The sequence below is a fragment of the Amycolatopsis sp. 3B14 genome (genome assembly GCF_050958625.1).
Lineage (GTDB): Bacteria > Actinomycetota > Actinomycetes > Mycobacteriales > Pseudonocardiaceae > Amycolatopsis_E > Amycolatopsis_E thermoflava.
In genome coordinates this window covers 42,982-63,703 of record NZ_JBHZEN010000026.1, presented here as the reverse complement: position 1 = coordinate 63,703, position 20,722 = coordinate 42,982, and the positions used below count along the sequence as shown (strand labels likewise).

General features: G+C 69.8%; 18 protein-coding genes and 2 tRNA genes. 15 read left to right on the top strand and 5 right to left on the bottom strand.

All coding sequences use genetic code 11. The features are described from left to right. Positions 1–1,127, top strand: a 1,127-nt coding sequence (dnaA, locus tag ACCP09_RS16835; protein WP_433747710.1) for a chromosomal replication initiator protein DnaA, incomplete at its 5' end; no start/stop codon positions are given. Here dnaA and ACCP09_RS16830 read toward each other — a convergent pair. After that, on the bottom strand, positions 1,105–2,010 hold the full coding sequence (locus tag ACCP09_RS16830; protein ID WP_433747707.1) for a LysR family transcriptional regulator: 906 nt from the start codon (positions 2,008–2,010) through the stop codon (positions 1,105–1,107). The genes dnaA and ACCP09_RS16830 overlap by 23 nt on opposite strands. A 75-nt stretch (positions 2,011–2,085) precedes the next feature. Here ACCP09_RS16830 and ACCP09_RS16825 point away from each other — a divergent pair, with 75 nt between their 5' ends. The 9 genes from ACCP09_RS16825 (at position 2,086) to ACCP09_RS16785 (ending at position 12,965) form a co-directional block, all read left to right on the top strand. Further along, the gene (locus ACCP09_RS16825) at positions 2,086–2,898 is read left to right on the top strand and encodes an EamA family transporter (RefSeq protein ID WP_433747704.1); all 813 of its coding nucleotides are present in this window, start codon (positions 2,086–2,088) and stop codon (positions 2,896–2,898) included. 587 nt (positions 2,899–3,485) lie between these two features. Continuing rightward, entirely contained in the window at positions 3,486–4,619 is a 1,134-nt protein-coding gene (gene dnaN, locus ACCP09_RS16820) for a DNA polymerase III subunit beta (protein WP_433747701.1), read from the top strand. Positions 4,620–4,650: 31 nt separating this feature from the next. Beyond that, complete coding sequence (gnd, locus tag ACCP09_RS16815) at positions 4,651–5,541, top strand: phosphogluconate dehydrogenase (NAD(+)-dependent, decarboxylating) (protein WP_027933180.1); 891 nt, start codon at positions 4,651–4,653, stop codon at positions 5,539–5,541. A 10-nt stretch (positions 5,542–5,551) separates the two neighbouring features. Continuing rightward, complete coding sequence (recF, locus tag ACCP09_RS16810) at positions 5,552–6,709, top strand: DNA replication/repair protein RecF (RefSeq protein ID WP_017985953.1); 1,158 nt, start codon at positions 5,552–5,554, stop codon at positions 6,707–6,709. A 115-nt stretch (positions 6,710–6,824) separates the two neighbouring features. After that, entirely contained in the window at positions 6,825–7,436 is a 612-nt protein-coding gene (locus ACCP09_RS16805) for a DciA family protein (RefSeq protein ID WP_433747698.1), read from the top strand. A gap of 177 nt (positions 7,437–7,613) precedes the next feature. Continuing rightward, positions 7,614–9,581 (top strand): DNA topoisomerase (ATP-hydrolyzing) subunit B, encoded by a 1,968-nt coding sequence (gene gyrB / locus ACCP09_RS16800; RefSeq protein ID WP_378362304.1) that lies wholly within the window; start codon positions 7,614–7,616, stop codon positions 9,579–9,581. Between the two features lie 43 nt (positions 9,582–9,624). Further along, on the top strand, positions 9,625–12,144 hold the full coding sequence (gene gyrA, locus ACCP09_RS16795; RefSeq protein ID WP_433747695.1) for a DNA gyrase subunit A: 2,520 nt from the start codon (positions 9,625–9,627) through the stop codon (positions 12,142–12,144). Further along, entirely contained in the window at positions 12,145–12,861 is a 717-nt protein-coding gene (locus ACCP09_RS16790) for a DUF3566 domain-containing protein (protein ID WP_027933176.1), read from the top strand. Between the two features lie 30 nt (positions 12,862–12,891). Continuing rightward, positions 12,892–12,965 (top strand) — tRNA-Ile (locus ACCP09_RS16785). A gap of 60 nt (positions 12,966–13,025) precedes the next feature. Here ACCP09_RS16785 and ACCP09_RS16780 read toward each other — a convergent pair. Then, the gene (locus ACCP09_RS16780) at positions 13,026–13,853 is read right to left on the bottom strand and encodes an LLM class flavin-dependent oxidoreductase (RefSeq protein WP_027933175.1); all 828 of its coding nucleotides are present in this window, start codon (positions 13,851–13,853) and stop codon (positions 13,026–13,028) included. A gap of 152 nt (positions 13,854–14,005) precedes the next feature. Between ACCP09_RS16780 and ACCP09_RS16775 the strand changes: the two genes are divergently transcribed. The 3 genes from ACCP09_RS16775 (at position 14,006) to ACCP09_RS16765 (ending at position 17,161) form a co-directional block, all read left to right on the top strand. Then, the gene (locus tag ACCP09_RS16775; RefSeq protein ID WP_433747690.1) at positions 14,006–15,139 is read left to right on the top strand and encodes a PP2C family protein-serine/threonine phosphatase; all 1,134 of its coding nucleotides are present in this window, start codon (positions 14,006–14,008) and stop codon (positions 15,137–15,139) included. Between the two features lie 103 nt (positions 15,140–15,242). Next, positions 15,243–16,100 (top strand): YceI family protein, encoded by an 858-nt coding sequence (locus ACCP09_RS16770; protein ID WP_433747687.1) that lies wholly within the window; start codon positions 15,243–15,245, stop codon positions 16,098–16,100. 104 nt (positions 16,101–16,204) lie between these two features. Continuing rightward, positions 16,205–17,161: an IS481 family transposase gene (locus ACCP09_RS16765; protein ID WP_433747684.1), complete on the top strand. Its 957-nt coding sequence runs from the start codon at positions 16,205–16,207 to the stop codon at positions 17,159–17,161. A gap of 13 nt (positions 17,162–17,174) precedes the next feature. On the opposite strand, the gene ACCP09_RS16760 is transcribed toward ACCP09_RS16765, so the two are convergent. From ACCP09_RS16760 to ACCP09_RS16750, 3 genes are all read right to left on the bottom strand, one after another. Further along, on the bottom strand, positions 17,175–18,143 hold the full coding sequence (locus tag ACCP09_RS16760) for a MerR family transcriptional regulator (protein WP_433747681.1): 969 nt from the start codon (positions 18,141–18,143) through the stop codon (positions 17,175–17,177). A gap of 147 nt (positions 18,144–18,290) precedes the next feature. Next, positions 18,291–18,524: a microaggregate-binding protein 1 gene (gene mbp1, locus ACCP09_RS16755; RefSeq protein ID WP_020416244.1), complete on the bottom strand. Its 234-nt coding sequence runs from the start codon at positions 18,522–18,524 to the stop codon at positions 18,291–18,293. A 61-nt stretch (positions 18,525–18,585) separates the two neighbouring features. After that, positions 18,586–19,983, bottom strand: coding sequence for an FAD-binding oxidoreductase (locus ACCP09_RS16750; RefSeq protein ID WP_433747678.1), 1,398 nt, complete (start codon positions 19,981–19,983; stop codon positions 18,586–18,588). 170 nt (positions 19,984–20,153) lie between these two features. Between ACCP09_RS16750 and ACCP09_RS16745 the strand changes: the two genes are divergently transcribed. After that, positions 20,154–20,342: a DLW-39 family protein gene (locus tag ACCP09_RS16745; RefSeq protein ID WP_017985983.1), complete on the top strand. Its 189-nt coding sequence runs from the start codon at positions 20,154–20,156 to the stop codon at positions 20,340–20,342. Between the two features lie 29 nt (positions 20,343–20,371). Continuing rightward, positions 20,372–20,444 (top strand) — tRNA-Ala (locus tag ACCP09_RS16740). The last annotated feature ends 278 nt before the right edge of the window (positions 20,445–20,722 follow it).

Below are 20,722 nucleotides of genomic sequence, written 5' to 3'. Positions count from 1 at the left end.
CGCTGGCCGCCGCGCACGAGATCTGGCCGATGTTCTCCGGCCAGCCCAGCGCGGGCCAGCCCTACACCGCGCCGGCCCAGCCGGAGACGTCGAAGACCCGGCTCAACGAGAAGTACACGTTCGACACGTTCGTCATCGGCGCGTCCAACCGCTTCGCGCACGCGGCCGCGTTCGCCGTCGCCGAGGCGCCGTCCCGCGCGTACAACCCGCTGTTCATCTGGGGTGAGTCGGGGCTGGGCAAGACGCACCTGCTGCACGCCGTCGGGCACTACGCGCAGCGCCTCTTCCCCGGCATGCGTGTGCGCTACGTCTCGACCGAAGAGTTCACCAACGACTTCATCAACTCGCTGCGCGACGACCGGAAGGTGGCGTTCCAGCGTCGCTACCGGGACATCGACATCCTGCTCGTCGACGACATCCAGTTCCTGGAAGGCAAGGAAGGTACTCAGGAGGAGTTCTTCCACACCTTCAACACGCTGCACAACTCGAACAAGCAGATCGTGGTGTCCTCGGACCGGCCGCCGAAGCGGCTGGAGACCCTGGAGGACCGGCTGCGCACGCGGTTCGAGTGGGGCCTCATCACCGACATCCAGCCGCCCGAACTGGAGACGCGCATCGCGATCCTCCGCAAGAAGGCGGCGCAGGACCGCCTGGCCGTGCCAGGTGACGTGCTCGAGTTCATCGCCTCGCGGGTGGAGGCGAACATCCGCGAACTGGAGGGCGCGCTCATCCGCGTCACCGCGTTCGCGTCGCTGAACCAGCAACCCGTGGACGTCGGTCTCGCGGAGATCGTGCTGCGCGACCTGATCCCGGACTCGCAGGCGCCGGAGATCAGCGCGCCGACGATCATGGCCACCACGGCCGAGTTCTTCGACGTGACGGTCGACGACCTGTGCGGCCCCGGCAAGACGAAAGCGCTTGCCACGGCGCGGCAGATCGCGATGTACCTGTGCCGTGAGCTGACGGACATGTCGCTGCCGAAGATCGGGCAGACGTTCGGCGGCCGCGACCACACGACCGTCATGCACGCGGACAAGAAGATCCGCAAGGAGATGGCCGAACGCAGGCGGATCTACGACCAGGTGCAGGAACTCACCGCGCGCATCAAACAGCGCGCCCGTCAGTAGCCCGCTCCGCGCACACCGCTTCGATCGCCGCGATCGCGCCGGCGATCGGCCACTGCTCCTCGCTCCCGCGCCGGACGCAGCCGACGATGCGCCTCGACGGACGCGGGTTGCCGCGCAACGGAATCCGCACCACCTCGTGCTGCGGCGGCGGCACGAGGCACACCCCGAGCCCGGCGGCGACGAGCGCGGACACCGCGAACCACTCCTTGGCTTCGTGCGCGATGCGCGGCGTGAAACCGGCAGCGGCGCAAGCGACCTGCAGGAGCGCGTACGTGTCGTTGTGGCGCGGCTTCACGATCCACGGTTCACGCGCGGCGTCGGCGAGTTCCACCGCGTCCTGCCGCGTCAGCGGATGTCCTGCGGCGACGAGGAGATCCTGCGGGTCGTCGAGGAGCGGCCACTGCGTGAAGCGGGGGTCGTCGACGGGCGGCGCTTCGGGCGTGGGCAGCACGACGGCGATGTCGGCCGCCTCGGCGAGCAACAGCTCGTAGCAGTCAGCGCTTTCCTCTTCTATTACGCGCGCCGTCAGCCGCGGGTGCTCCTGCCGTAGGCGAGTGACCGCCGGACCGAGCAACGCGGCGACCGTCGAGGAGACGCCGCACATGCGCACGGCGCCGGCCTCTTCCCCGGCGGTCAGGTCGGCCCGCGCTCGTTCCCATTGCGCGAACAGCGAATCCGCGTGTTCGAGCAACACGACCGCGGCAGGGGTCAACCGGACGCGGCGACCGTCGCGGCGCAGCAGTTCGACGCCGACCTCCTTGGCGAGCAACCGGAGTTGCTGCGAGACCGCCGACGGGGTCAGGTGCAGCGCCTCCGCGGCGGCCGTGACGGTGCCGTGCTCGGCCAGTACCCGGAGGACGCTCAGGCGCCGGAGGTCGATCATGTAGTGGAGGCTAAAGAGTTCCGTGCGTGAAGTCTCGATGGAACTCCGGCCGCTCCGCGCCAAGACTCGGAACACATGGGAGCCGCACTTCTCGTCCTCGGCAGCGTCGTCAGCGTGCAGACCGGGCAGGCGTTCGGGAAGCAGCTCTTCGCCGCGGCCGGCCCCGGCGGGGTGGTCGCGTTGCGGCTCTCCTTCGCCGCGCTCGTCCTACTGGCGATCCACCGCCCGGTGTTGCCGTCGCGCCGGAACCTGCCGCCGGTGCTGGGTTTCGGCGTGGCGATCGCCGGGATGAACCTGATCTACCCGGCGCTGGGTTTCCTGCCGCTGGGTGTCGCGAGCGCGTTGCAGTTGCTCGGTCCGCTCGGGGTCGCGGTGGCGACGGCACGGCGTGCGCGTGACGTCGGTTTCGCTCTGCTCGCCGCCTTCGGGGTCTGGCTGTTCCATTCGCCGTCCGGGACGACGCTTCCGGCGGCGGGAGTCGCGCTCGCTCTGCTGTCCGCGGCATCGATGGGCGGATACCTGGTGCTGAGCCGGAAAGTCGGCGCGAGTGTCCCGGATGGATCGATCCTCGCGCTCGCGGTGACGGTGGCCGCGATCCTCATCCTGCCCTTCGGCGTGACCGCGCCGGTGTGGCGGCCTTCCTTGCTGCTGGCGGGATTCGGCGTCGCGGTGCTGTCGGCCGTGATCCCGTACTCGCTCGATCTCGCCGCACTGCGCCGGGTTCCGCCGCGCACGGTCGCGGTGCTGGAGAGCCTCGAAGCGGCGGTGGCGGGAGTGGCCGGCGCGCTCGTGCTCGGCGAGCGGCTGCCGTTCGCCGCGTGGGCCGGGATCGCTTGTGTGACAGCGAGTGCGGCCGCGGCGGGCCGCGCTGCGGCGCGGAATCTGTGATCCCAGTAACGAGAACGCATCGATCGACGCGAGCGCGGTCACCCACTGGGTTGGTTCCACAGCGACCGCGTCTGTGCGCGGCCATGGGGACGAACATCCCCACAACTGGGGACAGTTCTGTGGACAGCTGGGGACAACTGTGGATCATTTGGGGACCGCCCGAAGTTGTCCACGGAGGGCCCGAGTTGTCCACCGGTAGTACTCCACAGATGTCCACACCCCGCCGCGCGAGCGGACCTGCGACGACGGCAGTAGTCCCCAGAATCCACAGCCCCTATTACTGTCACTGCCCTTGGTTTTTTCTCAAGAAGTCCTTCGGAGAAAAACAGGGGGCTGTGGACATGGGGACAGAGCTCCGGACGAGATCGTCTTATCGACAAATCGATGGGCTGCCCCGAGTGACGCCGGTGCCGCTCACGTTCTAACGTGGGTATCCACACCCAGCCCGCTCGTCGTTGGCGACATCGGCACCGGGCCACACCACACTGCGAGATCCCTGGTCAGCGCGCTGCTCGAGGCCTGCCCGGGGACGTTTGTCGATCTTCTCGGGCCGCGATGAGGGGCTCGGCTGTCGAAAGGATGGGCACATGAAGATCCGCGTCGAGCGCGACGGGCTCGCGGACGCCGTCGCGTGGGTGGCACGCAGCCTGCCGTCGAGGCCACCGGTCCCGGTCCTGGGCGGGGTGCTGCTCGACGCCGGATCCGACGGCTCGACCGACGCCCTCACCGTCTCCGGCTTCGACTACGAGGTCTCCGCGACGGTCGGCGTCCCGGCGACGATCGCCGACGGCGGGCGGCTGCTGGTGTCCGGACGGCTGCTCGCCGACATCACCAAGGCGCTCCCGGCCCAGCCGGTCGAGATCTCCGTCGAGGGCTCCCGCGCCTCCATCACCTGCGGCAGCGCCCGGTTCAGCCTGCCGACCATGCCGGTCGAGGACTACCCGCAGCTGCCTGCCCAGCCGACGTTCGCCGGCGAGGTCGCGGGCGAGGCGTTCGGCCAGGCGGTCACCCAGGTCGCCGTCGCGGCTGGCAAGGACGACACCCTGCCGATGCTGACCGGCATGCGGCTGGAAATCTCCGGCAACTCGCTCACCCTCGTCGCCACCGACCGCTTCCGCCTGGCGATGCGCCAGTTCGCGTGGGAGCCCGCCGAGGGGCTCGCCGACGCCGCGGTGCTCGTCCCGGCGCGCACCCTCGCCGAGGCCGCCAAGTCGCTCGGCACCGCGGGCAACAAGGTTTCCGTCGGGCTCGCCAGCGGCGAGGGCCTGCTCGGTCTGTCCGGCAACGGCCGCTACACGACCACCCGGCTGCTCGACGCCGAGTTCCCCCCATACCGGCAGCTCCTCCCGAACCAGCACTCCTCCCGCGCGGTGATCGAGGTGTCCCCGCTCTCGGAGGCGATCAAACGTGTGTCGCTGGTGGCGGAGCGGGGTACCCAGGTCCGGCTGGAGTTCGGCGACAACTCGCTGCGCCTGTCGGCCGGGGGCGACGACGAGGGCAGCGCCGAAGAGGAGCTGCCGGTGGAGTACGAAGGCGAGCCGGTGACGATCGCGTTCAACCCGGGCTACCTCGTCGACGGTCTGGGCGCGCTGCACCACGACCGCGCCGAGCTGACCTTCACCACCCCGAACCGTCCGGCTTTGATCAAGCCGGCCGACGAGCAGGGCCAGGTCGTTCCTGGTTACCTCTATCTACTGATGCCGGTCCGCCTACCCGGCTGACCGCGACGGAGAAAGCACGAAGGGGAGTTCCATGGTTCAGCTGGGACTGGTCGGCCTCGGCCGGATGGGCTTCAACATGCGCGAGCGGCTGCGCGCCGCCGGGCACGAGGTGGTCGGCTACGACCGCAACCAGGCGGTCTCGGACTCGACCTCGCTCGCCGACATGGTGTCCAAACTGGACGCCCCGCGCATCGTCTGGGTGATGGTCCCCGCGGGCGGGCCGACGCGTGAGACGGTGGCCGAGCTGGGTGAGCTGCTCGCCGAGGGCGATCTGGTGATCGACGGCGGCAACTCCCGGTTCACCGACGACAAGCACAACGCCGAGGTGCTGTCCGCCAAGGGCATCGGCTACCTCGACTGCGGCGTGTCCGGTGGCGTGTGGGGCAAGGAGAACGGCTACGGCCTGATGGTCGGCGGCGACAAGGAGCTCGTCGAGCGCGCCATGCCGATCTTCGACGCGCTGCGCCCGGACGGCCCGCGCGAGGAGGGCTTCTCGCACGCCGGCTCGGTTGGCGCCGGCCACTACGCGAAGATGATCCACAACGGCATCGAGTACGGCCTGATGCAGGCCTACGCCGAGGGCTTCGAGCTGCTCGAGGCCGCGAAGGTCGTCGAGGACGTGCCGGCGGTGATCAAGGGCTGGCAGCGCGGCACGGTGGTCCGGTCCTGGCTGCTCGACCTGCTGGTGCGCGCGCTGGACGAGGACCCGGAGCTGGACGACCTCGAAGGTTACGTCGAGGACTCCGGCGAGGGCCGGTGGACGCTGGAGGAGGCCATCAACAACGCGGTGCCGGCGCCGGTCATCTCGGCCGCGCTGTTCGCGCGGTTCGCCTCGCGGCGGAAGGACTCGTCCGCGATGCGCGCCGTCGCCGCGCTGCGCAACCAGTTCGGCGGTCACGCCGTGAAGAAGGCCGGCGAGTAGGCACCCAGCCGTGCACATACGGCACCTGCAGGTCACCGACTTCCGCTCCTGGGAGCACGCTGACCTGCCGCTCACCCCCGGACCGACGGTCCTCGTCGGCCAGAACGGCCGCGGGAAGACCAACCTGCTGGAGGCGATCGGCTACCTGGCGACCCTCGGGTCGCACCGGGTCGCGACGGACGCCCCGCTGGTGCGGCACGGTTGTGAGCGGGCACTCGTGCGGGCGGCCGTGGTCAACGAGGACCGCGAGCTGACCGTCGAGCTGGAGATCAACCCCGGCCGGGCGAACCGCGCCCGGGTCAACCGGGGCGCGGTCGGCAAGCCGCGGGACATCCTCGGGATCCTGCGCACCGTGTTGTTCTCCCCGGAGGACCTGGCGCTGGTGCGTGGCGACCCGGGCGAGCGCCGCCGGTTCATGGACGAGCTGCTGGTGCAGCGCGCGCCCCGGTACGCGGGCGTGCGCGCCGACTACGAGCGGATCCTCAAGCAGCGCAACGCGTTGTTGAAGACGGCGGGCAAGAAGAAGGGTGCCGCGCGCGACGACCCGTACGCGCTGTCGACCCTCGAGGTGTGGGACAACCACCTCTCGGTGGTCGGCGCCCAGCTGCTCGCCGCCCGGCTGGACCTGGTCGCCGACCTCGGGCCGCACACCACCGCGGCCTACGCCGGGGTCGCGCCCGACTCGCGGCCGGCCAAGATCTCCTACCGGTCCAGCCTCGGCGCGGCACTGCCCGAGGGGTACGGGGTTCCGGACGGGAAACGCGCCGAACCGGAGGTCCTCACCGGTATCCTGGTGGAGGCGATGGCGCAGGTGCGGCAGCAGGAGCTGGAACGGGGGATCAGCCTGGTCGGGCCGCACCGCGACGAGCTGGAGATCGTCCTCGGCGAGGCCCCCGCGAAGGGCTACGCGAGCCATGGGGAATCCTGGTCGTTCGCACTCGCGCTGCGGCTGGCGTCCTACGAGCTGCTGCGGCGGGAAGCGGGTGAACCGGTGCTCCTGCTCGACGACGTCTTCGCCGAGCTCGACCGGCGGCGCCGGTCGCGGCTGGCCGAGGTGGCCGCCGGCGCTGAACAGGTGCTGGTCACCGCGGCGGTGGACGAGGACGTGCCCGAGGAACTGGCCGGGGTCCGGTTCACCGTCGCCGACGGGGAGGTGCGCAGTGCCTGAGGACGAACGGCCCGATGAGCCACAGCGAGTGACCGCGGCCACACGAGTTACCCACCGATCTGGGGACAACTCTGTGGATAGTGTGGATAACACGGTGAACGCGTTATCGCCCCGCGTGACCAAGCGGCCAAACGAGCGATCTTCAACCGCGTCACAAGCGGCGCAGACTCCCCAGAAGAGTGGATCAGACACGGACGGTGACGTCCCGGCTGGGCCGAACGGGAACACTACCGGACGTGATCTGGTTCGCTCCGCACTGGCCGCCGCTCGCGCCAAGGCCGACGCCAGGGGCACCGAGCCGGGCAGGCGGAAGTTCGAGCTCGGCGGCCAGAGCCCGCGCCGGCGCCGCTGGTCGGGAGCGGGCCCGGACGCCCGCGACCCGCAGCCGTTCGGCCGCCTCGTCGGGCGGCTGGTCGCCGAACGCGGCTGGCAGGAGCGCGTGACCAGCAGCCGGGTCTTCGGCGAGTGGGCCCGCCTGGTCGGCGAGGACGTCGCCGAGCACGCCCAGCCGGTGACGTTGAAGGACGGCGAGCTCACCGTCCGTGCCGACTCGACCGCGTGGGCCACGCAGCTGCGGCTGCTGCAGAGCCAGCTCATCGCCAAGATCGCCGCCGGGGTCGGCCACGGTGTGGTCAAGCGCATGCGCATCCACGGCCCGACCGCCCCGAGCTGGCGGAAGGGCCCGCGGCACGTGCCCGGTCGCGGGCCGCGCGACACCTATGGGTGACTGAGCGCGTCGTATCGCGGCCCGACCCCCGCTGGATAGCGCCGGACCCGTCCACGCTCGCGTTCGGGCCTCTGTGACGAAATCAGGGGTGTCCTTGCGGCATGTCAGCAGAGCTGGCCAAGTAGGATGGAAGGGAGTGGGGAGTCCCTTGGGCAAGACTGAGGAGAAAGCAGGCTCGTGGCAGCTCAGCAGAACGACTACAACGCGTCCTCCATCACGGTGCTCGAGGGTCTCGAGGCGGTCCGCAAGCGGCCAGGCATGTACATCGGTTCCACCGGTGAACGCGGTCTGCACCACCTGATCTGGGAGGTCGTGGACAACTCGGTCGACGAGGCCATGGCCGGCTACGCGACGAAGGTCGAGGTCACCCTCCTCGCCGACGGCGGCGTCCGCGTCGTCGACGACGGCCGCGGCATCCCCGTCGAGGAGCACCCGGTCCACAAGAAGTCGACGCTGGAGATCGTGCACACCGTGCTGCACGCCGGCGGCAAGTTCGACAGCGAGAGCTACGCGGTCTCCGGCGGTCTGCACGGCGTCGGCGTCTCCGTGGTCAACGCCCTGTCCAGGGCGCTCGACGTCGAGGTCTCCCGCGACGGCAAGAAGTGGCGCCAGCACTACGACCACTCCAAGCCCGGCCCGCTGGAGGAGGTCGGCCCCGCCGAGGGCACCGGCACCTCCACCACGTTCTGGGCCGACCCGGACATCTTCGAGACCACGACATACAACATGGAGACGGTCTCGCGCCGCCTGCAGGAGATGGCCTTCCTGAACAAGGGCCTGAGCATCACGTTGCGCGACGAGCGGGTCACCGAGGCGGAGACCGAGGCCGACGCCGACGGCAAGCAGGCGCGGGTCAAGGAGCGCGTCTACCACTACCCGGGCGGGCTCGAGGACTTCGTCAAGCACATCAACGGCTCGAAGGACCCGATCCACTCCAGCATCATCTGCTTCGACTCCAAGGGCGACGGCCTCGAGGTCGAGGTCGCGATGCAGTGGAACAACTCGTTCACGCCGTCGGTGCACACCTTCGCCAACACGATCAACACCCACGAGGGTGGGACCCACGAGGAGGGCTTCCGCGCTGCGCTGACCCGTGTGGTCAACGCGTACGCGCGGGACAAGAAACTCCTCAAGGAGAAGGACGAGAACCTCTCCGGCGACGACGTGCGCGAGGGCCTGACCGCGATCATCTCGATCAAGCTGGCCGAGCCGCAGTTCGAGGGCCAGACCAAGACCAAGCTGGGCAACAGCGAGGCCAAGTCGTTCGTCCAGTCCAAGACCAACGAGTGGCTGTCCGACTGGTTCGAGCGCAACCCGGCCGAGGCCAAGACGATCATCAACAAGGCGCTGTCCAGCGCGCAGGCGCGGATGGCCGCCCGCCGGGCGCGTGACCTGGTGCGCCGCAAGGGCGCGCTGGAGATCGGCGGCCTGCCCGGCAAGCTCAAGGACTGCCAGTCGACCAACCCGGAGGAGTGCGAGCTCTACATCGTGGAGGGTGACTCCGCGGGCGGGTCGGCCAAGGAGGGGCGGGAGTCGCGGTTCCAGGCGATCCTGCCGATCCGGGGCAAGATCATCAACGTGGAGAAGGCCCGCATCGACCGGGTGCTCAAGAACAACGAGGTCCAGTCGCTGATCACGGCGCTGGGCACCGGCATCCACGACGACTTCGACCTGTCCAAGCTGCGGTACCACAAGATCGTGCTGATGGCCGACGCCGACGTCGACGGCCAGCACATCCGCACCCTGCTGCTGACGCTGCTGTTCCGGTTCATGCGCCCGCTGATCGAGCACGGCCACGTCTACCTCGCGCAGCCGCCGCTGTACAAGATCAAGTGGCCGCGGTCGGAGCCGGAGTACGCGTACTCGGACAAGGAGCGCGACGGCCTGCTCGCCGCCGGCGCCGAAGCCGGGCGGAAGCTGCCGAAGGAAGACGGCATCCAGCGGTACAAGGGTCTCGGCGAGATGAACGCCGAAGAGCTGTGGGAAACCACGATGGACCCGTCCCGCCGGCTGCTGCTGCAGGTCACGCTGGACGACGCCGCCGCGGCGGACGAGCTGTTCAGCGTCCTGATGGGCGAGGACGTCGAAGCCCGGCGCTCGTTCATCACCCGCAACGCCAAGGACGTCCGTTTCCTCGACGTGTAGCGCGCCCCGCCTCCGATTTCCCATTCGTCAGTAGAAGGACCCCATGACGGAAACCTTGCCGCCGGAACACGACCGCACCGAGCCGGTCGACATCCAGCAGGAGATGCAGCGCTCGTACATCGAATACGCGATGAGCGTGATCGTGTCGCGGGCGCTGCCGGACGTGCGGGACGGCCTGAAGCCGGTGCACCGCCGCGTCCTCTACTCGATGTATGACTCCGGGTTCCGGCCCGAGCGCGGGTACAACAAGTGCTCGCGCGTGGTCGGCGACGTGATGGGCAACTACCACCCGCACGGCGACTCGGCGATCTACGACGCGCTCGTGCGACTGGCCCAGCCGTGGTCGATGCGCTACCCGCTGATCGACGGCCAGGGCAACTTCGGCTCGCCGGGCAACGACCCCGCGGCGGCCATGCGGTACACCGAGTCGCGCCTCGACCCGCTGGCCATGGAGATGCTGCGGGACATCGAAGAGGAGACCGTCGACTTCTCGCCCAACTACGACGGGCGCACGCAGGAGCCGGACGTCCTGCCGGCGCGGATCCCGAACCTGCTGGTCAACGGCACGTCGGGCATCGCGGTCGGCATGGCGACCAACATCCCGCCGCACAACCTGCGCGAGGTCGCCGACGGCGTCGTGTGGGCGCTGGACAACTGGGAGGCCGGCGACGACGAGACGCTGGCCGCGCTCATGCAGCGCATCAAGGGCCCGGACTTCCCGACGAAGGGCCTGATCCTGGGCACCTCCGGCATCGAGGAGGCCTACCGGACCGGGCGCGGTTCGATCCGGATGCGCGCGGTGGTCGAGGTCGAGGAGGACTCCCGCGGCCGCACCACCCTGGTCGTCACCGAGCTGCCCTACCAGGTCAACCCGGACAACCTGGTGGAGAACATCGCGAGCCTGGTGCGCGACGGGAAGCTGACCGGCATCGCGGACATCGCCGACGAGTCCAACAGCCGCCGCGGCATGCGGATCGTGGTCACGCTCAAGCGGGACGCGGTCGCCAAGGTCGTGCTGAACAACCTCTACAAGCACACCCAGCTGCAGTACAACTTCGGCGTCAACATGCTGGCGCTGGTCGACGGCGTGCCCCGGACGCTGCGGCTGGACCAGGTCGTCCGGCACTACGTCAAGCACCAGATCGAGGTCATCGTCCGGCGGACCCGGTTCCGCCTGCGCAAGGCCGAGGAACGCGCCCACATCCTGCGTGGTCTGGTCAAGGCGCTGGACCAGCTGGACGAGGTCATCGCGTTGATCCGCCGGTCGCCGACGGTCGACGAGGCGCGCGCCGGCCTGATCGAGCTGCTGGACATCGACGAGATCCAGGCCACCGCGATCCTGGACATGCAGCTGCGCAGGCTGGCCGCCCTGGAGCGGCAGAAGATCGTCGACGAACTGGCGAAGATCGAGCTGGAGATCGCCGACCTGCAGGACATCCTGGAGAAGCCGGAGCGCCAGCGGCAGATCGTCAAGGACGAGCTGACCGAGATCGTCGACAAGTTCGGCGACGACCGGCGCACCCAGATCATCCCGTTCGACGGCGACGTGTCGGTGGAGGACCTGATCGCGGTCGAGGACGTGGTGGTCACCATCACGCGCACCGGCTACGCGAAGCGCACCAAGACCGACCTGTACCGGTCGCAGCGCCGCGGCGGCAAGGGCGTGCAGGGCGCGCAGCTCAAGCAGGACGACATCGTCCAGCACTTCTTCGTGTGCTCGACGCACGACTGGATCCTGTTCTTCACGAACAAGGGCCGCGTCTACCGCGCGAAGGCGTACGAGCTGCCCGAGGCCAACCGCGCCGCCCGCGGCCAGCACGTCGCGAACCTGCTGGCGTTCCAGCCGGACGAGACGATCGCGCAGATCATCGAGATCCCGAACTACGAGGTCGCGCCGTACCTGGTGCTGGCCACGAAGAAGGGCCTGGTCAAGAAGACGCGGCTGAGCGAGTTCGACTCGAACCGCTCCGGCGGTCTGATCGGCATCAACCTGCGCGAGGGTGACGAGCTGGTCGGCGCGGTGCTCGCCGGCCCGGAGGACGACCTGCTGCTGGTGTCGGCCGAGGGCCAATCGATCCGCTTCCACGCCACCGACGAGACGCTGCGCCCGATGGGCCGCCCGACGTCGGGTGTGCTCGGCATGCGGTTCAACGACGGCGACGAGCTGCTCGCGCTGAACGTGGTCAAGCCGGACAAGTTCCTGCTGGTCGCGACCGACGGTGGTTACGCCAAGCGGACGCCGATCGAGGACTACCCGGTGCAGGGCCGCGGCGGCAAGGGCGTGCTGACCATCCAGCACGACCGCAAGCGTGGCAGGCTGGTGGGGGCGCTCATCGTCGACGCCGACGACGAGCTCTACGCCATCACCTCCAGCGGCGGCGTCATCCGCACGCCCGCGGACCAGGTGCGCAAGGCCGGCAGGCAGACGAAGGGCGTGCGGTTGATCAACCTGGGCGAGGGGACGACTCTCCTCGCGGTCGCACGCAACGCTGATGAGCCCTCGGGCGTCGGTAATGGTGAAGGCAACGGAGGAACCGAAGAACCCGTCTCGGAAGAGAGCTAAGTGACGACACCGGAGAACCCCGAACAGCACGGTGCGCAGACCGGTGACGCGGGCACGCCGCCCTGGCAGCGGCTGAGCCGCGACGCCGGTCAGGGCACGACGACCGACCCCAAGGCCGGCGGTTACCGGGACGGGTGGTCGTCGGAAGGCCAGGCCGAGAAAACTGTGTTGTACTCGAACGGTGACGACCAGCCGGTCGTCACCGGTTCGGCGGCGCAGGGTCTGTTCGGCAACCCCGCGGCGCCCGACGACGCGTTGTCAGGGTTGAGGGGGCAGGAAACGGTGAGCGTCGCCAGTGCCGGCACCAAGGGACGTTCGACGCCCAGCGCACTGCGCCGCCCCGGCCGCGGCCCGCGGCGGGCGAGCCTGCAGATCAAGCGGTTCGACCCGTGGTCGGTGCTGAAGCTGTCGCTGGTTCTCGGTGTCGCGCTGTTCTTCGTGTGGCTGGTGGCCGTCGGCGTGCTGTACACGGTGCTCGACGGCATGGGCGTGTGGGACAAGCTGAACGGCACCTACTCGTCCCTGGTGTCCGGCGAGGGCGCCGGCGTGACCAACGAACCACTCATCAGCGCCGGCCGGGTGTTCGGCATCGCGGCCATCCTCGGCGCGATCAACATCGTGCTGCTCTCGGCGCTGGCCACGGTGAGCGCGTTCATCTACAACGTGTCCGCCGACCTGGCCGGAGGCCTAGAGGTGACCCTGTCGGAACGCGAGTAGAAGGCATGTTGTAGTCTTCTCTCCGTTCGAGGGCCCATAGCTCAGGCGGTTAGAGCGCTTCGCTGATAACGAAGAGGTCGGAGGTTCAAGTCCTCCTGGGCCCACAACAGGTCAAGCCCCGTTTCCCAACCAAGGGAAACGGGGGCTGACTTGTTGTTGGCTGCCTACCGTCCAGCGAGCTCGGCGACCACCGGCGCCAGGGCATCGGCGGCGCCAGCGCCGAACACGAAGTAGGAGAAGCCGATCTCCTCGCGTCGCCGTTGGATTTCCTCGGCAGCGGCAGCGGGGTCGCTGGGCAGGAACGCGAGCGAGTCCGCGGCCCGGACGGCGGTGGGGTCCGTGTCGGGTGCGGCCATGAACGCAGCGACCGAGTCGCCGACCACGGGCACGTGCAACGCCAGTTCCGCGCCGCGGCAGTTGTCGAAGCGTTGTACCCGTTGCATCGTCGCCGCCCGCGTTTCGATCTGTGGCATCACGAAGGTCACTGTGTCGGCGAGTTCGGCCGCCACCGCTTGTGCCTTCGGGCCGCGCACGGCCATGGCCACCGGGGTGTGCAGGTCCGGACCGTCGAGCTCACGCAGGGCGGCGACGACGTCACGCACCTGGCTCCACCGTTGGCCCTCCGGAGGGAGCGGCAGACCCAGCTCACGGAGTTGGTCGGCGATCCCGGGCCGGCCGGTGCCGATGCCCATTTCGAACCGCCCTTCGGTGAGCACGGACAGCGAGTGCGCCTCCCACGCGGTGATCCACGCGGGTCGAACCGGAGATGCGTACACCCAGGTGCCCACGCGCAGGCCGGTGATCGTCGCCGCCATGGCGAGCGCCGGGCCCGGTGCCGGCTGCCACTCCGGCACGTCGGGCATCAGGACCGTCGAGAAACCACTGTCGGCCAGCCCACGCAACTGATCGCGCCAAGCCGGCACGTCAGTGGTGATCGGTGCGACGACGCCGAACCGCAGCGGCCTGATCTCGTGTGCCGAACCACCCGTCATCGGTAAACCCCTCCCACGCGGCCCGGCCTGGTGCCGAGCTTCACCTCTGCTACGAACGAGCCACCGCGAATCCGACACGGCCCGCCGCTCCAGGGTTAACCGGCGCGGGTGAGCGGGTACCCACGGCGCCACCGAAGGGAGGGAGCGCGGGGATGTCCGATGTCCCGTCCGGCCTCGCGTCGGTGCTCGCCGCCGCCGAGCGCGCCTCTCCGGTCCGCTCGGTCGACGTGGTCGCCGCCTACCTGGCCGAGCGCTTCGCCGCGTCGGACACCTCGTTCCTGCTCGTCGACCTCGTGGGCCGCGAGCTGGTGCGCCTCGACGGAACGGCACTGCACGGCGCGGACGCCGAGCGCGTGGACCTGGCCGGCAGCGTTTACGAGCGCGTCCTGTACAGCCAGGAGCCGTTCCACGACCAGGGGCGCGTCATCGTGCCCGTCACGCACCGCGGCGACGCCATCGGCCTGCTCGAAACGACCGTGCCTGGCCCCGACGTGCTGCGGCAGGTGGGCGAGGTGGCCCACGCCCTCGCCTACCTGATCGTCACCGACCGGCGCTTCACCGATCTCTACGAGTGGGGCGAGCGCACCACTCAGGTCAGCCTCGCGGCCGAGATCCAGCACCAGCTGCTGCCGCCCGCCCCGTCCTGCGAGGCCCCGGAGTTCACGCTCGCCTGCGCGCTGGTGCCCGCCGACGACGTGGGCGGCGACACCTACGACTACGCCCTCGACCACGACGCGCTGAACCTGTCGATCACCGACGCGGTCGGCCACGACGTCCAGTCCGGCCTGGTCGCGACCCTGCTGATGGGTGCGCTGCGCGGCGCCCGCCGGGCGAACCGGCCCCTCGCCGACCAGGCGGCGGAGGCCGACCGGGCCGTGCTGCGGCACGCGAAGATCCCGTACGCGACCGGCCAGCTGTTCCGCGTCGAACTGGACGGCGGCCGCGCCGAGGTCGTCAACGCCGGACACCCGCTCCCACTGCTCCTGCGCGACGGTCATGTCCACGAGGTGCCGTTGCACCGCGACACCCCGTTCGGCACCGGCCTGCAGGACAAGCCGCACGAGGTCCAGGTCGTCGACCTGCGCCCGGCCGACCGGCTGTTCCTCCTGACCGACGGGATGCTGGAGCGGGAGGCGGCGTCGGTGGACCTGCGACGGCTGGCGCGGGAGACCGCCGGGCTGCACCCGCGTGCCGTGGTGCAGACGCTGACCAGGGCCGTTGTCGACGCCGCCGACGGGCACCCCAAGGATGACGCCTGCGTGATCTGCCTCGACTGGATGGGGTGATTCAGCGGTTCCGGTGCGGTGACTCTGGTAACGACCGGGTCACGGAACGCCGTTCGGCTGGTTATGGTCGCCTGCGGACCACCGACCGATGGGAGCGCCTCCGATGTTCAGCCGCCTGCGTCGACGTGACGGCCGACAGGGGGAGCCCGTCACCTTCGCGGCCGGCGCCGGCCTGGTGAGCGCCCGGCTGCGGGACGAGACGGGCAACCCGCTGGCCGGCGCCGAGATGGTCCTCCGGCACAAGCGCAGCCCGCGGGTCTTCCGCGCGGTGTCCGACGACTACGGGCTGGCGGTCGTCACTGCGGCCACCGGCACCTACCAGGTGACGATCACCGCGGGCGGTTACCGCGAACTCACCCACACCGTCGACGTCGCCAGCGGCGACCACACCTCGTTGGGTGATCTCGAGCTGCACCCCGACGCGAGCGTCCGCCTGCCCGACCCGGGCCGCTGGGTGATCGACCCGGACCACACGTCGATCCGCTTCGTCGCGCGGCACATCGGCCTGTCCCGCGTCCACGGCCGGTTCACGCGCTTCCACGGCAGCATCACCGTCGGCGAGCGGATCGAGAACTCGTCCATCGAGGTCGTCATCGACGCGGCCAGCATCGACACCGCCGCGGAGAAGCGGGACGAGCACCTGCGTTCGCCCGACTTTCTCGACGTCGAACGCTTCCCGAAGATCCACTTCTTCAGCGACCGGGCCCAGCGCGTGGCCGGGGACCGATGGCAGATCGACGGCACACTCAACCTGCGCGGCGCGAGCCGCGGTGTGCGCCTGGACGCGAGCTACCTCGGCTTGCGGTCGTGGAACGGCGAGCGGCTCGGCGCGGTCGCGAAGGCGGAGCTGCACCGCGAGGACTTCACGATCAACTGGCAGCAGACGCTCGCGAAGGGCCTGGTGGTGGTCGGTTCGACGGTCGAGCTCCGCTTCGACGTCCAGGCCGTCCGCGGCGCCTAGGTGTATCCGGTCAGGACGTTGGTAGCGGCGTGTCTGGCTGAGTAAACGAGAACTTCCGGTTGGGATGTGGCTTGTCTAAGGCCCACTCCGATCCGGAGGTTCTCGTGTTCCACGGTAGTGCCCGGCTGACGGTTCACGGTCGGCGACTGATCGTTCAACGCCACCAGGCCGGCTGGAAACAGGCCCACATCGCCGAAGCGATGGGCGTGTCCCGCAAGTGTGTGAAGACCTGGATCGACCGCTACGCCGCCGAAGGCGAGTCTGGCCTGGCCACCCGCTCCTCACGCCCGCACACGAGCCCCACCCGCACGCCCGACGAGGTCGAGCAGCGGGTGTTAGACCTACGTCACCGCGAACGCCGCGGACGGGACTGGATCGGCCTCGAGCTCGGACTCCCACCCCGCACCGTGTCGCGGATCCTGCGCCGCCACGAGGTGCCCTACCTGGCCGAGTGCGACCCGATCACCGGCGACGTCACTCGCGCCTCCCGCGCAACCGGCGTCCGTCACGAACGCGAACGACCGGGCGAGCTGGTCCACATGGACGTCAAGAAGCTCGGCAAGATCCCCGACGGCGGTGGCTGGCGTGTCCACGGCCGCAGCGAACAGGTCCGTGCTCGCGGCATCGGCTACGACTACGTCCACTCACTCCTCGACGACCACTCCCGCCTGGCCTACTCCGAGATCCTGCCCGACGAGAAGGGCTCGACCTGCGCAGCGTTCCTACTGCGTGCCGCCGCCTACTTCGCCGATCACGGGATCTCCCGTATCGAGCGCGTGATCACCGACAACCACCTCAGCTACCGACGATCACGCGACATGGCCGCCGCGGTCGCAGCACTCGGCGCAACACACAAGTTCATCCGACCCCACTGCCCCTGGCAGAACGGGAAAGTCGAGCGCCTCAACCGCACCCTGCAGGCCGAGTGGGCCTACCGGCACGCCTTCACCAGCAACGAGGCACGAGCAGCAGCACTTGCAGCCTGGATCGAGCACTACAACACTGAACGCCGCCACAGCGCACTCGGAGGACGACCGCCCATCAGCCGGCTACCAACCTAACGGCCGGATACACCTAGGCCGCGACGTCGGCGACCACGCAGGCGATGTTGTCCGGGCCGCCACGCCGGTTGGCGAGGTCGACCAGCGTGCCGACGGCGTCGACCGGGGTGGCGGCCGCGCGCAGCTCGGCGTGCAGCACGTCGGGCGGCACCGCGTGGTAGAGGCCGTCGGAGCACAGCAGGTACCGGTCGCCGTCCCGGCCGTCGCGCAGCAGCAGATCCGGCTCGGCCGGCTGGCGGTGCAGGGCCTTGACCAGCGTGGCCGGGATCGCGGTGCCCTGCACGTGGTCCTGTGTCAGCTGGTGGAGCTCGCCGGCGCGTAGCAGGTAGGCCCGCGAATCGCCGACGTGCACGACCCCGAGCCGCGAGCTCGACCACAGGAGCGCGGTCAGTGTGGTGCCGGCGTCCTCCAGGTTCCGGACCGCGGCGCCGGCCGCGCGGAACGCTTCGCTCAGGGCCGCCAGCGGATCGGCGCTCGTCAGCGAGTCCAATGGCTGCACCGCCTCGATCGCGGCGACGCTCGCCTGGTGCCCGCCCTGGCCGAACCCGTCGGCGACGGCGAGCAGGTGCGGCCCCGCGTAGGCGGCGTCCTGGTTCGATTCGCGCACCAGACCACGGTCGGCGCGTGCGGCGTGGATGAATCCCGTCATCGCAGTGTCCTTTCCGGACAGTTGCTCGACGAGGAAGGCGACGAGCCGCCCGCGCGCCGCGACGTCGGCCTCGACCGAACGCCAGTACGCGAGGACCTCGGCTGCCGGTTCGGGGCTGGACAGCGCCAGGGAAATCCGCGCCAACGGCATCCCGGTCCGGCGCAGCAAGCCGATCAGGCGGGCCCGCTCCAGCTGGTCCGGCGAGTACCGCCGGTAGCCGGAGATCGGGTCGACCGACGCGGGCCGCAGGAGGCCCAGGTCGTCGTAGAGCCGCAAGGCCTTCGGGGACAGTCCCGCCGCGCGGGCGAACGCCCCGATCGTGAGCAGTCCCATGTCGCCCTCCTCGTACCGGGCATTTTGCCCGGTGGAAGCGACTGTGGGGCCTGCCCCAGGGGCAAGGTCAACCTTGGTTCCACGTGGAACGGCCAGGACAGACGGGGAACTGTGCCGCGTCTGACCTGGCCGTGTCTCGGGGGTGGATCACTGCTCGCTGCGCTGCCGCGCCTCACCGAGCGCCGCTTCCTCCCGCGCCCGGTCGGCTTCGGCTTCCTTCTCGCTGACGCGCTGCTGCGCGTCCGCCTTCTCCTGCTGCGCGCGGCCTTCCCGCTGGGCCGAGTCGTTCCCCAGGAACGTGCCGGCGGTCTCCTTGACCTTGCCCTTCAGGCCCTCGACCGCGCCCTTGATGCCTTCCTGACGGTCTTCCTTGTCGGTCATTTCTGCCCCTCCTTCATCACCGTCAAGAATCGGCTACCCGGGTGGCAGGGGGGCTAATCACTCACGCGGGTGCCAGTGCGGGTTTGATGTTCGGATTGCGGTGCAGCAGGTTCTCCGGGTCGTAGTGTGCCTTGATCCGGGCCAGCCGCGCGTATTTCGCGGCCCCGAAACTCGCACGCACGCGGTCGTCCTCGTAGTCGGTCATGAAATTGACGTAGCCGCCGGTGCCGGACGAATGCGGTGCCACGGCGTCCCACAGATCCCGGGCCCATTGCCGGTCGCGCGCGAGCAGGTCCGCGTCGGTGGCAAACGCGCCGATGCTGAACAGCACCACGGGTTTCCGGGCGCCGCCGAAAGCCGTGGCGTCGTCGGCGACCTCGGTGAAGGCGCCGCCCGCGAACATGTTGGGTAGGAACGACATCGGCGAGTTCCGCAGCGGCAGCCGTTCGGTGACCGCGGTGATGACCGGCTCCGAGAAACGGTCCAGGTAAAGCGCTTTCTCGTAGGCGAGGATGCCCGGCAGCGCGGTCTCGTCGAGCATTTGCTGGAGCGCGACGTAGGGCATCGGGGTGGTGAACTCGAACAGCGGCGCGAGACCGGCGCGGACCTGCTGCGCGACTTCGGCGAATTCCGGTTCCGGGCCGAACCCGCCGAGGAGGAGCGCGTAACCCGGGCGGAAGCGGTGCTCCTCGGGCACGAAATCGGCGGGCGGAGCGTTCAGCGCCGCGATGATGGCGCCGGCTTTCCGCGGCAACGACTCCACGATCCCCTGCATGTGCCGCAGCGCCTCGGCGCCGCGGTCCTCTTCCCAGAAGAACAGACCGACCTGGACGACCGGGCCGACCGGGTGGAGTCGGAACTCGAACTCGGTGACCACGCCGAAGTTCCCGCCGCCACCACGCAGGGCCCAGAACAGGTCGGTGTTCTCGGTGTCCGACGCGCGCAGCACGTCGCCGGAGGGGAGGACGACCTCCGCGGAGAGCAGGTTGTCGCAGGTCAGGCCGTACTGGTTGGTGAGCCAGCCGAAGCCGCCGCCGAGGGTGAGGCCGCCGACGCCGGTGTCGCTGACGGTGCCGCCGACCGTGGCCAGGCCGTGCCCCTGGGTGGCGGTGTCGACCTGCCGCCACCGCGCCCCGCCGCCGACCCGCGCGGTGCGGGCGCCGGGGTCGACCACGACCTGGTCGAGGCTGCTCAGGTCGATGGTCAGGCCGCCGTCGGCGACCGCGGCCCCGCCGACGTTGTGCCCGCCGCCGCGGACAGCCACCTCAAGCCCCGAGTTCCGGGCGGTCGCGAGCGCCGTGGCGACGTCACGCGGGCCGGACGGCTGGACGATGACCGCCGGATGGCGGTCGATGAGGCCGTTCCACACGGCACGGCCCTGGTCGTAGCCCGGATCGCCGGGTGTGAGGGCGGCGCCGTCGAGGGACCGCCGCAAGGTCTCCACGTCGAAGGGGTTCATGGCATCCTGCTTTCGCGGGCGGACAGTGGACGTGGCGCGAACCACCAGAGGAAGTCGAAGTGGATGTGACCTGCATTACAGGTCAGGGCCGCCCCGCACCGCGCGAACCTCCCCCTGGCGGGTGCAGTAGCATCGTGAGGTCAGCCGGAACGTCGAAGAGGGGCCTGAACGTGAAGAAGCTGCTGGCGCTCGCAGTCGTCGCGGGTGGGGTGCTGTTCGTGATCAAGCGCAACAAGGACGCGAAGGCTGAGGCCGACCTGTGGCGCGAGGCCACCGCTCCGACCGAGCGCCCGCTGGCCGCGGTCTCGACGAACGGCAGCGCGCCGGCGAAGGCCGCCGAGGCGGGCACGAACAACTGAACTTCACGCGGGCTTGGGGGCCCGCGTCCGGGGCTGTAGCTCAATTGGTAGAGCGCTGCTTTTGCAAGGCAGAGGTCAGGGGTTCGATTCCCCTCAGCTCCACGCATCGGAGGCTCGTGCTCGCGGAGAGCGCGAGCCGTTTGCGTTTCGCGTGTTTTGTGGGGGCGCAGCCCCCACGCCCCGCTCGGGGGCGTGCCCCCGAACCCCCGCGTGTGGTTGCGTTGGTCGGGTGAGGTCGCGGTTGTTTTCGCGCACTGGAGGCTCGTGCTCGACGTGTGGGGGGCTCGTGCTCGCGGAGAGCGCGGGCCGTGTGCGTTTCGCGTGTTTTGCGGGCCTGCGTTGGTCGGGTGGGGTCGCGTTGGGTTTGGCGCACGGAGGCT